Source organism: Stenotrophomonas sp. KH_029 (genome assembly GCF_057839765.1).
Map to the genome: position 1 here is coordinate 3,696,488 of NZ_CM174498.1, position 16,503 is coordinate 3,712,990.

Annotated in this window: 14 protein-coding genes; 6 read left to right on the top strand and 8 right to left on the bottom strand. The window is 68.0% G+C overall.

Going from position 1 to position 16,503, the window contains the following annotated elements; genetic code table 11:
- Positions 1–8: 8 nt before the first annotated feature.
- From AC3ITM_RS16540 to mdoH, 3 genes are all read right to left on the bottom strand, one after another.
- The gene (locus tag AC3ITM_RS16540; protein ID WP_489266565.1) at positions 9–1,055 is read right to left on the bottom strand and encodes a sensor histidine kinase; all 1,047 of its coding nucleotides are present in this window, start codon (positions 1,053–1,055) and stop codon (positions 9–11) included.
- Positions 1,056–1,058: 3 nt separating this feature from the next.
- Entirely contained in the window at positions 1,059–1,727 is a 669-nt protein-coding gene (locus tag AC3ITM_RS16545) for an alpha/beta hydrolase (protein ID WP_489266567.1), read from the bottom strand.
- Between the two features lie 66 nt (positions 1,728–1,793).
- Entirely contained in the window at positions 1,794–3,695 is a 1,902-nt protein-coding gene (gene mdoH, locus AC3ITM_RS16550; protein ID WP_489266569.1) for a glucans biosynthesis glucosyltransferase MdoH, read from the bottom strand.
- A gap of 511 nt (positions 3,696–4,206) precedes the next feature.
- On the opposite strand from mdoH, the gene AC3ITM_RS16555 reads away from it, so the two are divergent.
- On the top strand, positions 4,207–6,243 hold the full coding sequence (locus AC3ITM_RS16555; protein WP_489266571.1) for a TonB-dependent receptor domain-containing protein: 2,037 nt from the start codon (positions 4,207–4,209) through the stop codon (positions 6,241–6,243).
- A 46-nt stretch (positions 6,244–6,289) separates the two neighbouring features.
- On the opposite strand, the gene AC3ITM_RS16560 is transcribed toward AC3ITM_RS16555, so the two are convergent.
- Positions 6,290–6,469: a hypothetical protein gene (locus AC3ITM_RS16560; RefSeq protein ID WP_489266573.1), complete on the bottom strand. Its 180-nt coding sequence runs from the start codon at positions 6,467–6,469 to the stop codon at positions 6,290–6,292.
- A 195-nt stretch (positions 6,470–6,664) separates the two neighbouring features.
- On the opposite strand from AC3ITM_RS16560, the gene AC3ITM_RS16565 reads away from it, so the two are divergent.
- Both AC3ITM_RS16565 and AC3ITM_RS16570 read left to right on the top strand, forming a co-directional pair.
- On the top strand, positions 6,665–7,054 hold the full coding sequence (locus tag AC3ITM_RS16565) for a DUF2628 domain-containing protein (protein WP_489266575.1): 390 nt from the start codon (positions 6,665–6,667) through the stop codon (positions 7,052–7,054).
- 718 nt (positions 7,055–7,772) lie between these two features.
- The gene (locus AC3ITM_RS16570; protein ID WP_489266115.1) at positions 7,773–8,687 is read left to right on the top strand and encodes an IS110 family RNA-guided transposase; all 915 of its coding nucleotides are present in this window, start codon (positions 7,773–7,775) and stop codon (positions 8,685–8,687) included.
- Between the two features lie 234 nt (positions 8,688–8,921).
- Here the strand turns inward: AC3ITM_RS16570 and arsC are convergent, their stop codons facing one another.
- Entirely contained in the window at positions 8,922–9,353 is a 432-nt protein-coding gene (gene arsC / locus AC3ITM_RS16575) for an arsenate reductase (glutaredoxin) (protein WP_489266576.1), read from the bottom strand.
- 2 nt (positions 9,354–9,355) lie between these two features.
- A complete protein-coding gene (gene arsH / locus AC3ITM_RS16580; protein ID WP_489266578.1) occupies positions 9,356–10,117 on the bottom strand; it encodes an arsenical resistance protein ArsH in 762 nt (253 codons plus the stop codon).
- Between the two features lie 38 nt (positions 10,118–10,155).
- On the opposite strand from arsH, the gene AC3ITM_RS16585 reads away from it, so the two are divergent.
- The gene (locus AC3ITM_RS16585; protein WP_489266580.1) at positions 10,156–10,482 is read left to right on the top strand and encodes an ArsR/SmtB family transcription factor; all 327 of its coding nucleotides are present in this window, start codon (positions 10,156–10,158) and stop codon (positions 10,480–10,482) included.
- Positions 10,479–11,549, top strand: a complete 1,071-nt coding sequence (gene arsB, locus AC3ITM_RS16590) for an ACR3 family arsenite efflux transporter (RefSeq protein WP_489266582.1) — start codon at positions 10,479–10,481, stop codon at positions 11,547–11,549. Before AC3ITM_RS16585 ends, arsB begins: the two co-directional genes overlap by 4 nt.
- 43 nt (positions 11,550–11,592) lie before the next feature.
- On the opposite strand, the gene AC3ITM_RS16595 is transcribed toward arsB, so the two are convergent.
- On the bottom strand, positions 11,593–14,205 hold the full coding sequence (locus AC3ITM_RS16595; protein ID WP_489266584.1) for a methyl-accepting chemotaxis protein: 2,613 nt from the start codon (positions 14,203–14,205) through the stop codon (positions 11,593–11,595).
- A gap of 269 nt (positions 14,206–14,474) precedes the next feature.
- Positions 14,475–15,953: a SulP family inorganic anion transporter gene (locus AC3ITM_RS16600; RefSeq protein ID WP_489266586.1), complete on the bottom strand. Its 1,479-nt coding sequence runs from the start codon at positions 15,951–15,953 to the stop codon at positions 14,475–14,477.
- Between the two features lie 251 nt (positions 15,954–16,204).
- Here AC3ITM_RS16600 and AC3ITM_RS16605 point away from each other — a divergent pair, with 251 nt between their 5' ends.
- Entirely contained in the window at positions 16,205–16,501 is a 297-nt protein-coding gene (locus AC3ITM_RS16605; protein WP_489266588.1) for a putative quinol monooxygenase, read from the top strand.
- The last annotated feature ends 2 nt before the right edge of the window (positions 16,502–16,503 follow it).

A 16,503-nucleotide genomic window follows, 5' to 3' on the forward strand; every position in this document is an offset into this window, starting at 1 on the left:
CGAACTCCTCACTGCACCGGCACCGTGATGTCGCAGGCATAGTAGCCCTGGCTCCATGCCCCCGTCATCCGCGCCGACGGACCGAAACGCCACGCCAGGCGGTGCGCGATGCTGCGCTGCGCATGGCCGGCGCCATGGGCCAGCGGCAACGCGCGCGCGTCCGGATCCGGGGCCGGGTTGCGCACGCCGATGCGCAGCTGCGCACCGTCGCAGGACAGCGCGATGATGATGGTGCCGCCACCGGGCAGGCGCGAGATGCCGTGCAGCACCGCGTTCTCGACCAGCGGCTGCAATACCAGCCGCGGCATCGGCAACGCCCACGGCAACGGCTCCTGGCGCTGCCATTGCACCTGCAGGCGTTCGCCCAGGCGCAGCGATTCGATCGACAGATAGCGTTCGGCCAGCTCGCACTCGGCCTGCAGGGTGGAATCGCCCTCGCCGGCGCCCAGCGCCGCGCGGAACAGGTCCGACAGGTCCAGTACCGCACGCTCGGCCACCACCGGGTCGCGGCGCACCAGGCTGGCGATCAGGTTCATGCTGTTGAAGAGGAAATGCGGACGGATCCGCGCCTGCAGCGCATCGGCCTGGGCGCGCGCATTGGCCACGATCTGCGCGCTCCAGCGGTCGCTGACGTAGAAGTAGCGCAGCGCCAGGGCCACGATCAGGGCGGTCATGGTGGCGCCGCCCAGGGTGAAGCGCCAGAAGCCGACCTGCTGGGCGAACCCATCGGTGTCGAGCACGCCGTACAGCGCGTGCACGATGCCGGCACAGAGCGCGGCGATCAGCGCGCTCATCAGCACCGCCAACGCGCCGCCGACCGCTTCGGGCAGGCGCGACAAGGCATTGCGTGCCAGGCACAGGCACACCGTCACCGCCAGCGCCAGCCACAGCGCAAAGCCACTGGCGGCGACGAAGTCGGCCAGGCGCCACTGGCGGCTGCCATCGGGCGCCAGGGCCACCACCACCACCACCAGCTCGGCCAGGCCAAGCATCGCCACCAGCCGCGGCAGGCGGCACAGCTCGGGCAACCAGGGCAGCGGGGGCGGCAGGTTCATCGCTCAGGCCGCCTGGAAACGCGCGTCGAGCCAGTCGCCCAGGGCCTGCAGCTCCTCGCCACAGACCTGGTGGGCCATCGGGTAGCTGTGCCACGCCAGCGGGAAGCCGAGCGCTTTGAGGGTCTGCGCGGTGTGCGCGGCGATCGCCTGCGGAATCACCGGGTCCTGCACGCCGTGGGCCATGAAGATCGGCGGACGGATGCCGTCGGGTGCGCGCCGGGCGGCGGCGTTGTCCGGATCGGGCAGGTAGGTCGACAGTGCGATCACACCGCCGATCGGGTCGGTCCGGCGCAGCACCGCGCTGAGGATCACCGCCCCGCCCTGGGAGAAACCGGCCAGCAGGATCCGTTCGGCGGGAATCCCGCGCGCGATCTCCGCGGCGATCAACGCATCCAGCGCCTGCACCGAAGCGTCGACCCCGGCGGCATCGGCGCGCGAGCGGAAATCCATGCTGACGATGTCGTACCAGGCACGCATCGGCACGCCGTTGTTGATGGTGATCGGCTGCATCGGCGCGTGCGGGAACACGAAGCGGATCGCCGGCCAGTGCGGGCGCAGCAGCTCGGGCACGATCGGCGCGAAGTCATGCCCGTCCGCGCCCAGGCCATGCAGCCACAGCACCGCCCACTGCGGGTCGGCGCCGGTTTCGTTCACCACGGTATCGAGCATCATGCGGCTTCCTCAAGGTCAGGCCGCATTATGGACCGTGCGGCCGGCAATGGCCGCACGTCGCATTCACTACGGTGCCGGCCTGGCCGCGGCCTGGCGCAGCTGCGCGGCACGCACCAGCACCTTGGGCGGTGCGGTTTCCTCGGGAATCTCCATCAGCCCCAGCCGGTGCATCCAGGTGCCGGCGCTGCGCGAAGAGGTCAGTGCCACCACCGGGATCGCCAGCACCATGCCGATCACCACCGGCGCCATCCAGGCCGCCAGCGACGGCGACACCGCATAGGCCAGTACGCCCATGAACAGGCCGAACACGCTCAGCCCGCCATAGCCGCGGATCAACGCCGGCCAGGAAATGCCGCCATCGTCGCGCTGCTGCGCATCCCAGCCGGAGTCCTTGCCGGCCAGCACTTCGGCCACGCCGCGCGACTGCACGTACATCACCACCGGCGCCATCAGCGCGGCCAACAGGGTTTCCAGCAGCATCGACACCAGCGCGCGGAAACTGCCGCCGCAGCCGCGCCGCTCCACCCGGTCCAGCACCATGGCCAGGTAGCCCAGCACCTTGGGCGTGAGCAGCACCACCATGGTGAGGGCGAACATGCGGATCACCTTCTCTTCGTCCTGGTGGCGCCAGTACACGCCGGGCGAGAGATGCAGCACTTCGTTGAAGTCGATGCCGCCCTGGAACAGCGGGATGGCGATACCGATCAGCATCAGCATCGCCCACATCGGCGCGGTGAAGTAGTGGCCGATGCCGATCATCATGTGCATGCGGCTGACCCAGTGCAGGCCCCTGGAGGCCACCACCTTGGCATGCTGCAGGTTGCCCTGGCACCAGCGGCGGTCGCGCACCAGCATGTCGGTCAGGGTCGGCGGGCCTTCTTCATAGCTGCCTTTCAGATACGGCACCATGTGCGTGGCCCAGCCACCGCGGCGCATCAGCGCGGCTTCGACGAAGTCGTGGCTGAGCACGTGGCCGCCGAACGGCTGCCGCCCCGGCAACGCGGGCAGGCCGGCGTTTTCGGCGAAGGCCTGGGTGCGGATGATCGCGTTGTGGCCCCAGTAATTGCTTTCCGCACCGTGCCACCAGGCCACGCCGCGGCCGATCACCGGGCCATACACGCGCCCACCGAACTGCTGCATGCGGGCAAACAGGGTGCGCCCACCGATCACCGCCGGCAGGGTCTGGATCAGTCCCACGTCGGGGTTGTGTTCCATGCCTGCGACCAGGCGCACGATGGTGTCGCCGGTCATCAGGCTGTCGGCGTCCAGGATCAGCATCTGCGGGTAGGCGCCACCGAAACGGCGCACCCAGTCGGCGATGTTGCCGGCCTTGCGCCCGCCGTTGTCGCCGCGCCGGCGGTAGAACAGCCGCCCGTGCCCGTCGACCGCATCGCACAAGGCGGCGAAGGCCTGCTCCTCGGCCGCCCCGATGTCGTCGCGGCGGGTGTCGCTGAGCACGAAGAAGTCGAACTGCTGCAGCTGCCCGGTCTCGGCCACCGACTCATAGATGGCCTGCAGGCCGGCCAGCAGCCGGCGCGGGTCTTCGTTGTAGGTCGGCATCAGCAGCGCGGTGCGGGTATGCACCACCGGCAACGGCTGGTCCGGGTCGATGCCCAGCTTGTAGCCGCGGTCGAACACCGCGGTCAGGAACCCGGCCACGGCGCCGGCGAAGGACAGCGCGATCCAGGCGAACAAGGCCACGAACAGCACCAGCAGGCAGGCCTCCAGCACGCTGATGCCGTTCATCGCCAGCACCTTCCACATCATCATGGTGGCGGTGATGGTCATCGCCGCAGTGCCACCGAGGATGTAGAAGCGGCGCAGCGCCATCAGCCGCGGCGCCGTGCGTTGCCGCGGCACCTGCAGCCGGCCCTCGACGAAGGACTGCTCGGGCATCGGCATCGGCGTGGGCGCCGGCAGGACCGCGCGCCCGGCATCGGCGACAGTAGGGACGGACGGCCCGCTCATCGGGGGCGGTCCTGCACGGAGCCGGCCATCCGGGCCAGGCCCGGTGCGGAGGGGATCATCCAGATCCCGGCCCGCCCAGTGGCGCGCCTGTGTCCTGTCGGTGCGGGGCCATGGCCGGCACGCAGCTGCTGTCTGTCACTACCGGAAACCACGAACTCTCCAACGTATCTGAGACGAAAAATGCGGTCCAGTCTATGGGGCGAAATGTAAGCCGGGTGCGAAGGGGTCCTTCGGTAATTCCTCCCCATTCAGCAAATTCGATCGGCAATTCCGATGCCGCCAATTGCGACAACCTGCCGCAACCCTTGGCCGGCGGGCCTTTGCCCATTCATTTTGTAAACGGTTATCATTCCGCTCGCCAGGCAGGCAGGCGCGTTCCGCACCACCCACCCAGACGCGCCGGATCGGCTCCGTGCGCAGTCCGCTCCACCGGCCCGGTCGCCTCCCCGCATTGCCATCGTCGCGGGCCGCTTCCGGCCGGGGATTCCGCTCCCCCTCCATGGAAGACCCAATGTCTGCTTACTCCCCCTCCCCCGCGCGGCTGGTCCGCGCCCCGCTGGCCCTGGCCGTGTGCCTGCTGCTGGCCACCCCCGGCATCGCCCGCGCCGACGGCGCCGGCACCGCCGCCGCCAAGGAACTGGACACCGTGGTGGTCACCGCCTCGGGCAACCAGCAATGGATCAAGGATGCGCCGGCCAGCATCAGCGTGATCTCGCGCGAGGACATCGAGCGCCAGCCGGTGCACGACCTGGGCACCCTGCTCAGCCGCATCCCCGGGGTGACCGGCGGCCTCAGCGCGGCGGGCGAACAGTCCAAGATCAAGCTGCGCGGCATGCCGTCGAACTACACCCTGATCCTGGTCGACGGCAAACGCGTGGGCAGTTCGGCCTCGACCAACTACCGCCCCGACCTGGGCCGCCAGGACCTGAACTGGATCGCGCCGGACCAGATCGAGCGCATCGAAGTGGTGCGCGGCCCGATGTCCTCGCTGTACGGCTCGGACGCGATGGGCGGGGTGATCAACATCATCACCCGCCGCATCGGCGACACCTGGGGCGGCAGCGCCACCCACAGCTACACCTCCGCGCAGGACGGCAAGCGCGGCGATACCCAGCAGATCGGCAGCAACCTCTCCGGCCCGCTGACCGAGAACATCGGCATGCGCATCGGCGCCAACTACACCAACCGCGAGTCCGACCGCAGCAATGGCGGGATGTACGGCAACGCCTATGGCGGTGAGAAGGACCGCAACGTCGATGCGCTGCTGGACTGGAAGATCAGCCCGGCGCAGCGCCTGCAGCTGGAAGCCGGCCATGGCGTGCAGCAGGCCTATGCCAGCGCCTCGCTGGAAGACCAGGGCGACGGTGCGTGGGGGGCCAGCGAGCTCAAGCGCACCAGCCTGTCGCTGAGCCACAACGGCAACTGGTCCTTCGGTACCTCCAAGGTCACCGGCTACTGGACCGAGTTCAAGAACGACATCGGCTTCACCGGCCGTTCGCAGGCCAGGGACATGATCCTGGAAGGCAGCCTGGGTACGCCGTTCACGCTGTGGGTGGACCACCAGCTGAGCGTGGGCGGGCAGTGGAAGCGCCAGCAGCTGACCAACACCGACACCATCGGCCAGGCCCCGGTCGACTACGCCGGCAACCCGGTCAACGGCTCCAGCCTGGAAGTGGACACCTGGGCGGTGTTCGTCGAGGACGAACTGAAGCTGCACGAAACGCTGGCCCTCACCCTGGGCGCGCGCCTGGACCACCATGAGCAGTTCGGCAGCCATGTCAGCCCGCGTGCCTACCTGGTCTACCACCCGGCGCCGCACTGGACCCTGCGCGGCGGCATTTCCAAGGGCTTCCGCGCGCCCAGCCTGACCGAGAACGCCGCTGCGGCGGCGACCCAGTCCGGCGGCCGCGGCTGCGGTTCGCTGCGCCCGCTGGGCTATGTCACCGGCGGCTGCTACATGGCCGGCAATCCGAACCTGGACCCGGAAACCAGCACCAACCGCGAGATCGGTTTCAACTTCGACAACGGCCGCATCGATGCCGGGCTGACCTGGTTCCATACCGACTTCAGGAACAAGATCGAGTACGAGGCGCTGGGGTTCTTCAATGGCTACTGGTGGACGCGCATGGAAAACGTCGAGCGCGCGCGCACCAGCGGCATGGAAGGCAATCTCAACCTCAACCTGGGCGAGCAGTGGCGCTGGCGCACCTCGGCGACCTGGATGAAGGAAGCCAGGAACCTGACCACCGGCGAGAACCTGATCGACACCCCCGAGTTCTCCGGCTATTCGTCGCTGGACTGGACCCCGGTCGATGCGTTCTCGGCCACGCTCTCGGCGCAGTACACCGGCAAGCAGGCCGGGGTAGCCAGCAGCTTCATCAAGGCCTATACGCTGTATGACCTGACCGGCGCATGGCAGGTCAACAATGCGCTGACCGTGCGCGCCGGGGTGAGCAACCTGGCCGACAAGAAGCTCTATGCACAAGGCGCTACCGACTACTTCGTGGCCGGGCGCAGCTACTTCCTGGGAATGACCGCACGCTTCTGATGCGCGCATGGCGCGGTGCGTGGGCACAGGCCCACGCGCCGACGCTTCAGGCCGGCGTTGCCGCCACGGCGATGTCGGCATCGACCGGCGGCTGGGTCAGCGCACGCGAGCCGAGCTGGGAGAACTGCAGGTGCGCCAGCAACCGCTGGGCCTGGGTGGCGACCGGGCATGGCGCAATCTGCGGGCCGGCCGGCGGGCGCTCGGGGGACATCACAACACTGGGCATATCGGATTTTCTCTTGGCATTGCTGTTCACCACGGGGCTCCCTGCCGCGCGGAATGCGAACCCTATATCAATTCCGGGTCAGATGTGTGACGGGCCCTGCAGTTCGCCAGGACGCCGACGTGCCGCGCCGGGAAGCTGGCGGCTTTTGATATGGAACAGCTATCATGTAAACGTTTACACCTAACTTTGATGGATATGGATTCCAATACCACCTCCCCGCTCAGCCCCAAGTGGCAGTTCCGCTTCAACTTCTTCGAGCAGCACGGTGCGCCCAATACGCCCACCTTCAAGGCCGCCTACAAGGAGCTGCCGTTCGGGCAGAAGCTGAAGGTCAACTTCAACTTCTTCGCGCTGTTCTTCAGCTGGATCTACCTGCTCATCCTGGGCATGTGGCGCAAGGCGCTGACCATCCTGGGCATGACCATCGTGCTGATGGTCCTGGCCTCGTTCATGCCGGCCGTGGTCGCCCGCGGCGTCTGGATCGGCTGGTCGCTGCTGATCGCGATGACCGCCAACTACTCCTATTACCAGGAGAAGGTGAAGGGCAACGTCAGCTGGAACCCGTTCCAGGGCATGCGCTGGTAAGCGCCGCCTGGCGCGGACAGCAAAGCCCGGTCGCAGGACCGGGCTTTTTTTGGTTCTTCTCCCATGTCCGGGGCTACAGCCGGCCATTGTCCGGATGCATTGGCGTTGCTGTTTCCGCTTCGCGGCTAAGTTCAAAAGCGTTTCGTGCCCCTTCGGGGCGCGAGTCACTTTCTTGCTCGTGCAAGAAAGTAACCAAAGAACACGCCCCCGTCCGCTCGCCGTCGGGCTACGCCCGCCGGTGCCCTGCGCTTCTCGCGTCGGCAAGGGACGGTGCGGAACTCGCTGCGCTCAGACACCCGCACCTCTTCGCCCTTGCCGCCGCTGCGATGCTCGGCTCGCTCCAAGGGGGAGGTAGATCAAGATCACGGGCAACAGCAACAGCAACAGCAACAGCAACAGCGTCCGAGCGTGGTTCGGACCTACGCTTTCCGGTGCGTGCCAGCCATGTGTGGAGGGTTGGCGCGGGTGGATTGGCGGGACTGTCGAAAACATGGATGTTTTCGCCAAGCCTTATCTGTTCGGAATCTGGCAGCGTAGGCGTCGAGAGCCGGCGTGGGCCGCCGTGCAAGCCTGGATCTCGACGATCGTCATGGAGCTTGGCGCCCACGCCGGAATCTCCCTTGATCCGCCCGAACAGTTGCTGGAGCTGACACTCGCAGTGATAAGACTGGGCAAGCGGGGGAGCTCTCGACCCTTCCAGACTATACGGAGTCGGGCGATGAACGGGATCGGGATTGATGTCAGCAAGCGCCAGCTTGATGTTGGCACGACGGACGGGGAGACCCTGCGGGTCAGCAATACCCGCTCTGGCTTTGCTGAATTGGACGCTTGGCTGAGGAAACACCCGGCGATCCAGATCGTGCTGGAGGCCACCGGCGGCTACGAGCAGCCCGTGCTGGACTTCCTGCACAAGGCAGGTCATCCGGTGGTCCGGGCCAATGCCCTGCGGGCCCGAAAACTGGCCCAAGGCCTTGGCCAGGTGGCCAAGACCGACCGTTTGGACGCCTATGCATTGGCGCAGATGGCTGCCTTGGTGAAACTGCCTTCCTATCAGCCGCTGGAGCCTTGGCAGCAGAAGATGCGGGAATTCGTGTGCGCACGTCGACAGGCGATGCACGCGCTAACCGTCGCGCGGCAGCAACAGGAAATGGTGGGCAATCGTGAATTGCGCCAGCTGCTGCAGACCAATATCACACGCCTGCATACGCTGGTTGAACGACTGGGAAAGCAGATTGCCGAGCAGGTCTCTCAGCAGCCTCAACTGGCTGTGCTGAAGTCGATGAAAGGCGTCGGTCCAGGGCTGCAGGCGGTACTGGCCAGTTATCTGCCCGAGCTGGGCAAGATCAGCGGCAAGGCCATCGCCAGTCTGGTTGGGGTGGCGCCGATGTCCCACGACAGCGGGACGATACGTGGGAAACGAAGCATCCATGGCGGCAGAGCCGAGATCCGTCAGGTGCTTTATATGGCCAGCATGTCGGCCATGCGGCATGAACCGCGATTGCGCGACTTTTATCAGTCGCTGCGAGCTCGCGGCAAGGAAGGCAAAGTGGCCATCGTGGCGGTGATGCGGAAGATGCTGGTGATCCTCAACGCCCGCGTGCGCGACGCCCAAAGCGGATCGATCCCCGCCTGACGCGCGCCCGTAGGGCCTCAAAAGGCTGCCGGCCAGCGGCCGGCACTACCGTGCCTGCGCGCCGGGCACGGGGAAGCTCCCCGGCAACACAGTTGCTCCAGGGATGGATTTACGGCGTGTCCCGCCAACCCACCCGCGCCAACCCAACCAGCGCATATGTCGGTCACTGCCTTTGATCGGACGGTAGTTGTATCGCAATGTCCGGGCACGCTGCGGACCAGCCGCGCGGATCGATCAACGGTCCAGCCGTGCCCCGGGCCCACCGCGTGGGTCGATCACCAGCTCGCCATCTTCCTTGCGGAACGGTCCGGGCAGCGGCGGCAGGATGTCCAGCACCGTCTCCGACGGCCGCGCCAGGCGCACCCCCAGCCCCGTTTCCACGAACGGCCGGTTGATCAGTATCGGTTCGGCCAGCATCGCCTCCAGCAGGTGCGCATCGTCCAGCGCCGGGTCGTCCAGGCCCAGCGCCGCATATGGCGTGCCCTTCTGCCGCAGCGCATCGCGCACGCTCAAGCCGGCCCGCGCGATCAGCGCCTGCAGCCGTTCACGGCTGGGAGGGGACTGCAGGTATTCGATCACTTCCGGCTCGATCCCGGCATGCCGGATCAAGGCCAGCACGTTGCGCGAGGTGGCGCAGGCAGGGTTGTGGTAGATCACCGCTTTCATGGTCATGCTCCGGTGGCAGAAGCAGCAAAGGACGGCATCGCCGCGGCCGGCGCCGCTTCCACCGCTGCCGATGCGCTGCCCAGCGCGCGCGCCAGGGCATCGCCCTTGCGCTCGCTGTAACGGTCGGTGAGGTAGTCGCTGCGGCCGCGCACCAGCAGGGTGAACTTGACCAGTTCCTCAGCCACGTCCACCACCCGGTCGTAGTACGCCGACGGCCGCATCCGGCCGGCCTCGTCGAATTCCTGCCAGGCCTTGGCCACCGACGACTGGTTGGGGATCACCACCATGCGCATCCAGCGCCCGAGCACGCGCAGCGCATTGACCACGTTGAACGACTGCGAACCACCGCTCACCTGCATCACCGCCAGCGTGCGGCCCTGGGTCGGGCGGACGCTGCCTTCGGACAGCGGCAACCAGTCGATCTGGTTCTTGAATACCGCCGTCATGCTGCCGTGCCGTTCCGGGCTGATCCACACCTGGCCCTCGGACCACTGCGACCAGTCGCGCAACTGCTGGACCTTGGGGTGGGCGGCATCGACCGCATCCACCAATGGCAGTTCATGCGGGTCGAACACGCGCACCTGCGCACCGAAATGCTCCAGCAGCTGCTGCACCTCCAGCGCCAACCGACGGCTGTAGGACTGCGCGCGCAGCGATCCGTACAGGATCAGGATCCGCGGTGGATGGCTGCCGCCTTCGGCACGCAGCTTGCCTGGATCGGGCAGGTCGACCGCCGCAGCGGTGAGGTTGGGCAGGGATGGCATGGCTTGTTCCGGATCAATTGTTCGACTATTCTAGAAATATGGAACATACAAATGCAACCCAGGCTCTCGCCGCGCTCGGCCATCCCACCCGCCTGAGCGTGTTCCGCCTGCTGGTCCAGGCCGGCCGTGGCGGCCGCCTGGCCGGCGAGATCGCCAGCGCGCTCGACCTGCCCGGTGCCACCCTGTCCTTCCACCTCAAGGAACTGGCGGCCGCCGGCCTGCTCAGCGCCGAACCGCGCGGCCGCGCCATCTGCTACCGGGCCGACTTCGAGGCGATGAACGGCCTGGTCGGCTATCTCACCGAGAACTGCTGCGCCGGCGACAGCGACTGCGGCCCCCCCTCCCGCTGCGCGCCGCCACGATGAGCGCCGTCCCCACGACCGCGCTGTCCTTCCTGGACCGCTGGCTGACGCTGTGGATTTTCGCGGCGATGGCGCTGGGCATCGCACTGGGCGCGTTGTTCGACGGCCTGCCGGCCGCGCTGGATGCGATGTCGGTGGGCAGCACCAATGTGCCGATCGCCATCGGCCTGATCCTGATGATGTACCCGCCGCTGGCCAGGGTGAAGTTCGATGCCCTGCCGGCGGTATTCGCCGACAAGCGGGTGCTGGCGTTGTCGCTGGTGCAGAACTGGATCGTCGGGCCGGTGCTGATGTTCGCGCTGGCGGCGGTGTTCCTGCACGACCAGCCGGACTACATGACCGGGCTGATCCTGATCGGGCTGGCGCGCTGCATCGCGATGGTGCTGGTCTGGAACCAGCTGGCGCGCGGCGACAGCGCGTATGCCGCCGGGCTGGTGGCGTTCAATGCGATCTTCCAGATCGCCTTCTTCAGCGTGTATGCGTGGCTGTTCCTGTCGGTGCTGCCGCCGCTGTTCGGCCTGCAGCGCAGCGTGGTCGATGTCAGTGTATGGACCATCGCCAGCGCCGTGCTGATCTACCTTGGCATTCCGTTCGTGGCCGCCTATCTCGGCCGCCGGCTGCTGCTGCGCCTGCGCGGCGCGGCCTGGTATGAAACCCGCTTCCTGCCCGCGATCGGCCCGATCACCCTGGCCGCGCTGCTGTTCACCATCGTGGCGATGTTCAGCCTCAAGGGTGCCGACGTGCTGCGCCTGCCGCTGGATGCGCTGCGCATCGCCGTTCCGCTGACGCTGTACTTCCTGCTGCAGTTCCTGATCAGTTTCTTCATGGGCAAGTGGATTTCACGCGACTACCCGCGCACCACGGCGGTGGCATTCACCGCCGCCGGCAACAATTTCGAACTGGCGATCGCGGTGGCCATCGCCGCCTTCGGCCTGGCCTCGCCGGTGGCCTTCGCCGCCGTGATCGGCCCGCTGGTCGAAGTGCCGGTGCTGATCCTGCTGGTACACCTGGCGCTGTGGCTGGGCCGGCGCGGCTTCAACGGCGCACCTCCAGGCGGCCCCGGGCAGTAGCGTGCGCGGGGCCGGGTGCCGCAGCGTGCCGGCACCGGGTTGATCAGAATGCCCGCCAGTCGCCACCGGCCACGGCCACTTGGCGGGGCGCATTGCGCGGCGCGGCCGGGGCAGGCCGGGCCGATACCGTGCCAGGCGCGCGCAATGCAGCGGCCTGCGGCGTACCGGCATCGGTGCGGAAGATCGCCACGGCAGTGCCCAGGTGCTGCGCCTGTTCTTCCATCGCCCGCGCCGCGGCGGTGGCTTCCTCCACCAGCGCGGCGTTCTGCTGGGTGGTTTCGTCCATCTGGGTGATGGTCTGGTTGACCTGTTCGATGCCGGCCGACTGTTCCTTCGACGCGGCCGAGATCTCGGCCATGATGTCGTTGACCCGGCGCACGCCAGTGACGATTTCCTGCATGGTCTGCCCGGCCGACCGTACCAGCGCCGAGCCCTGGCCGACCTGGCCGACCGAATCGTCGATCAGCGTCTTGATCTCCTTGGCCGCCGCCGCCGAGCGCTGCGCCAGCGCGCGCACTTCCGAGGCCACCACGGCAAAACCGCGGCCCTGTTCGCCGGCACGGGCCGCTTCCACCGCCGCGTTCAGCGCCAGGATATTGGTCTGGAAAGCGATGCCGTCGATCACCGTGATGATTTCAGCGATGCGCTTGGACGAGGCTTCGATCCCGGCCATGGTGCTGACCACCTGGCCGACCACCTGGCCGCCCTGCGCGGCCACCTCGGCGGCACCGGCGGCCAGCTGGTTGGCCTGCACCGCGTGGTCGGCGTTCTGGCGCACGGTGGAGGTCAACTCCTCCATCGAGGCGGCGGTTTCCTCCAGGCTGGCGGCCTGCTGTTCGGTACGCCGCGACAGGTCGCTGTTGCCCGAGGCGATCTCGCCGGCCGCCAGGTTGATGCTGGCGGTGGCCTGCTGGATGCGCCCGACGATGTCGGTCAGCTGGGTCACGGTAGTGTCGGCATCGTCGCGCATGCGGGCAAACACGCCATGGAAGTCGCCGTGCATGCGTGCGGTCAGATCGCCGGCGGCGATCGCGCGCAGCAGCGCGGAAATCTGCTGCAGGTTGTCGTCGCTGACCTGCATCATGGTGTTGAGGTTGCCGACCATGGCGCGGAAATCGTGGTCGAAGCGCACCATGTCGCCGCGCTGGCTAAAATCGCCCAGCGCCGCCGCGCCGGCCAGCTCGCGGATCTGGGTGTTGATCGCGCCCAGGTTGGCCTTGGTGGTGTCCATCGCTTCGGTGAAACGCGCCTGCTCGCCGGGCAGGCGGTCCATATCCTGAGACAGGTCGCCCACCGCATACCGCTGCATCACTTCGACCAGCCGGTAGGTCACCGCGATATTGGCGCCGACCAACCCGTTGGTGTCTTCCACCATGCGTCCATACGCGCCTGGGAAGGCCTGCGCGTCCATGCGGTAACCCAGCTCGCCGGCAGCGTGGCGCTGGGCCATGCCGGCCTGGGCGGCCAACACGGCCTGCAGCTGGCTGCGCATGCGCTGCATCGCATCCAGCAGGCGCCCGACCTCGTCATTGCGCGAGGCCGGCAGCGGCGTATCCAGGCGGCCTTCGGCGATCTCGGCCGACAACCGCACCGCGTCGGCCAGCGGCCGGATCGCCTGCCGGCGCAGCAGCACATACACGCTGCCACTGAGCACCAGGGCCGCGCCCAGGCCGACGGCCAGGATGATCCACAGCAGCGCACGCGCCTGCGCGGTGATCAGCTCGTGCGGCACGATCACGCCCAGCGCGAACCGCTCCTGGCTGCCGCCGATGCGCAGCGGCACGTAGGCCTTCACGTTGCCGGCGGCATCGGCGGTGAATGCGTCGAACGGCTTGTCGGCCGCCACCGCCGCCAGCAGCGCGCCGGTGGCCGCATCGTCGCGGCGCTTGCCGATTTCGCTGGCGTTCTCGGCGGCCAGCACGATGCCGCCGGGCGAAATCAGCTCCACGTGGCCCTCGCCCATCGGGCGCAGTTCGGCCAGGCGCTGCTGCAGCGCGGCCAACGCGACATCCACGGTGACCGCGCCAAGGAAGCTACCGTTGTCCAGCACCGGGGTGGACAGCGTAGTCATCAGCACCGGCTTGCCGGCGATCTCGTAGCGGTAGGGCTCGGCCACGGTCGGCCGCTTGAGTGCGCGCGGACGCAGGTACCAGTCGCCGTCGCCGGGCACTTCATAGCCCTTGAGCGCGTCCTGTACCGGGCTGCCGTCCTGCCACGACCAGTAGCTCATGAAGCGGCCGCTGGCATCGTGCGCCGGGGCATCGACGAAGGCGCTGTCCTTGCCGTCGAAGGCCTGCGGTTCCCACAGCGTGCCGAAACCCACCCATTCCGGATGCGACTGCAGCTGCTGCTGCAGCACCTGGGCAACGGTGGCGCGCGACAGGGTGCCGGCGGCACGCTGCACCACCAGGCTGTCGGCCAGGGCCCGGCTGGCGGCAAACGCCGCCGACAGGTCGGCGCCGACCCGGCGCGCCTCGGCCTCGGCCTGGCTTTGCATCGTGCGCCGCGATGACTCCACCAACGCCTGGCTGGCTTCGCGGTAGCTGATGGCGGCGGTGATGCCGAAGCAGAGCATGGCAATCAGCGCGGTCCCCAGCATCAGCCGGTTGGCAATGCTGCCGAGGCGCGGGGAAGCAGTCGGGCGGGACGCGGGCATGGGGGCGGTTCCTGGAAGAGGTACAGGTCAGGCGACGCCATCGGGCGCCACTACGGCAACACGCAGTCCATTGCGGTGCCGGTCGGCGCGGTGCAACTCACGGCCGGCCCGGCAGGAAACGGTGCAGCTTGGACACAACGCGACGACCGCGCCCGACGGCAGCCGGAAGACACGCCCGGACCCGCCGTGGCCCCGCCGACACGCGTCGGGGCATCAAGCTGGATAACGGCCCTGCCGCGCCAATGTTGAGCCGCACTTCCTGACCAGGTTCAGTGTCCGTGGCGGGCGGGCGCGTCATCGCGGTGGTGGCGGCCCAGCCGTTCGACCAGGGTCCGGCTGGCCGCATTGAGCCCGCGCACCGTTACCTGCGCGCCGTGCGCGCGCAGTTTCAGCACCACCTGGTCCAGCGCCGCCACGGCACTGAGATCCCAGAAATGCGCATCTGACACGTCGATCACCACCTGCGCCGGCGCGTGCTGCAGATCGATGCTGGCCGCGAACTGGCCGGCCGAGGCGAAGAACACCTGGCCGGTCACCGCATAGGTCAGCGTGCCCGTATCGTCGGTCATGGCCCGCACATCGAGCAGTTGCCCGACCTTGCGCGCGAAGAACAGCGCCGACAGCAGCACCCCGGTCAGCACGCCCTTGGCCAGGTCGTGGGTGGCCACGGTCACCACCACGGTGGCCACCATCACCAGCGAAGAACTCTTCGGATGCTGGCGCAGCTCGGCGAACGAACGCCAGTGGAAGGTGCCGATGCTGACCATGATCATCACCGCCACCAGCGCCGCCATCGGAATCTGCCGCACCCAATCGGCGCCGTACACCACCAGCAGCAACAGCAGCACCCCGGCCACCAGGCACGACAACCGGCCGCGCCCGCCGGAAGACACATTGATCACCGACTGCCCGATCATCGCGCAGCCGGCCATGCCACCGAACAGCCCGGCGGTGATGTTGGCCAGGCCCTGGCCGGCGCATTCGCGGTTGCGCTGGCTGGGGGTGTCGGTCATGTCCTCGACGATCTGCGCGGTCATCATCGACTCCAGCAGGCCCACCACCGCCAGCGTGGCCGACACCGGCAACAGCAGCCGCAGGGTGTCCCAGCTGAGCGGCACGTCGGGGAACAGGAACACCGGCAGGCTGTCGGGCAACGCGCCCATGTCGCCCACGGTGCGGATGTCCCAGTGCAGCCCGATCGACAGCGCGGTGAGCACTACGATCGCCACCAGCGGGGCCGGCACCGCGCGGGTCAGCCGCGGCAGCAGGTAGATGATCGCCAGCCCGGCCGCGCACACCGCCCACACCTGCCACGAACGCCCGATCAGCTCGGGCATCTGCGCCAGGAAGATCAGGATCGCCAGCGCATTGACGAAGCCGGTGATCACCGAGCGCGACACAAAGCGCATCAGCACGCCCAGCTTCAGCGCGCCGGCCAGCAGCTGCAGCAACCCGGCCAGCAGGGTGGCCGCCAGCAGGTACTGCAGGCCGTGGTCGCGGACCAGGTCGACCATCACCAGCGCCATCGCCCCGGTCGCCGCCGAGATCATGCCCGGCCGGCCACCGGCAATGGCGGTCACCACCGCGATGCAGAACGAGGCGTACAGCCCCACCTTGGGGTCGACCCCGGCGATGATCGAGAACGCGATCGCCTCGGGGATCAGTGCCAGCGCGACCACCGCGCCGGACAACAGGTCGCCGCGGATATTGCCGAGCCATTGCTGGCGCAGCGGGTAGGAAACAGACATGGACAGACTCCACGCACCGGCGATGCGCACGGCACGTTGTGTGATGAGGACAAGGCACTCCCTGAGCCAGCGCAACGGCCGGCGCGTCGTCAACGCGGTATCAGGGTGGCGTCATCACAAGGGTCCTGCCGGGGCAGCGGAAGCGGCGCGCAGGATAGCGCAGTCACCGGGCGGCCTCAAACCGGCTGGGTGGTTGACCCTTCACGTGGCGGCGCCCACGATGCGTGCCTGTCCTCCTTTCAGGTGCCTTCATGTACGGTTTGATCGGCAAGATGTTGACCGCGCCCGGCCAGCGCGATGCAGTCATCGCGATCCTGCTCGAGGGCACCGTCGCGATGCCCGGCTGCCACAGCTACGTGGTGGCGCGCGATCCCACGGCCCCGGACGCGATCTGGATCACCGAGGTCTGGGACAGCCAGGAACTGCACCGTGCCTCGCTGGCACTGCCGTCCGTCCAGGCCGCGATCGTGAAGGCGCGGCCGATGATCACGGGATTCGGCGAGCGGTTCGAGACCGAGCCGGTGGGGGGTCCGGGCAGCGGAACCTGACG

Coding starts and splice junctions, on each gene's coding strand:
- AC3ITM_RS16540 (WP_489266565.1), bottom strand. CDS start 1,055: ATGAACCTGCCGCCCCCGCTGCCCTGGTTGCCCGAGCTGTGCCGCCTG.
- AC3ITM_RS16545 (WP_489266567.1), bottom strand. CDS start 1,727: ATGATGCTCGATACCGTGGTGAACGAAACCGGCGCCGACCCGCAGTGG.
- mdoH (WP_489266569.1), bottom strand. CDS start 3,695: ATGAGCGGGCCGTCCGTCCCTACTGTCGCCGATGCCGGGCGCGCGGTC.
- AC3ITM_RS16555 (WP_489266571.1), top strand. CDS start 4,207: ATGTCTGCTTACTCCCCCTCCCCCGCGCGGCTGGTCCGCGCCCCGCTG.
- AC3ITM_RS16560 (WP_489266573.1), bottom strand. CDS start 6,469: ATGCCCAGTGTTGTGATGTCCCCCGAGCGCCCGCCGGCCGGCCCGCAG.
- AC3ITM_RS16565 (WP_489266575.1), top strand. CDS start 6,665: ATGGATTCCAATACCACCTCCCCGCTCAGCCCCAAGTGGCAGTTCCGC.
- AC3ITM_RS16570 (WP_489266115.1), top strand. CDS start 7,773: ATGAACGGGATCGGGATTGATGTCAGCAAGCGCCAGCTTGATGTTGGC.
- arsC (WP_489266576.1), bottom strand. CDS start 9,353: ATGAAAGCGGTGATCTACCACAACCCTGCCTGCGCCACCTCGCGCAAC.
- arsH (WP_489266578.1), bottom strand. CDS start 10,117: ATGCCATCCCTGCCCAACCTCACCGCTGCGGCGGTCGACCTGCCCGAT.
- AC3ITM_RS16585 (WP_489266580.1), top strand. CDS start 10,156: ATGGAACATACAAATGCAACCCAGGCTCTCGCCGCGCTCGGCCATCCC.
- arsB (WP_489266582.1), top strand. CDS start 10,479: ATGAGCGCCGTCCCCACGACCGCGCTGTCCTTCCTGGACCGCTGGCTG.
- AC3ITM_RS16595 (WP_489266584.1), bottom strand. CDS start 14,205: ATGCCCGCGTCCCGCCCGACTGCTTCCCCGCGCCTCGGCAGCATTGCC.
- AC3ITM_RS16600 (WP_489266586.1), bottom strand. CDS start 15,953: ATGTCTGTTTCCTACCCGCTGCGCCAGCAATGGCTCGGCAATATCCGC.
- AC3ITM_RS16605 (WP_489266588.1), top strand. CDS start 16,205: ATGTACGGTTTGATCGGCAAGATGTTGACCGCGCCCGGCCAGCGCGAT.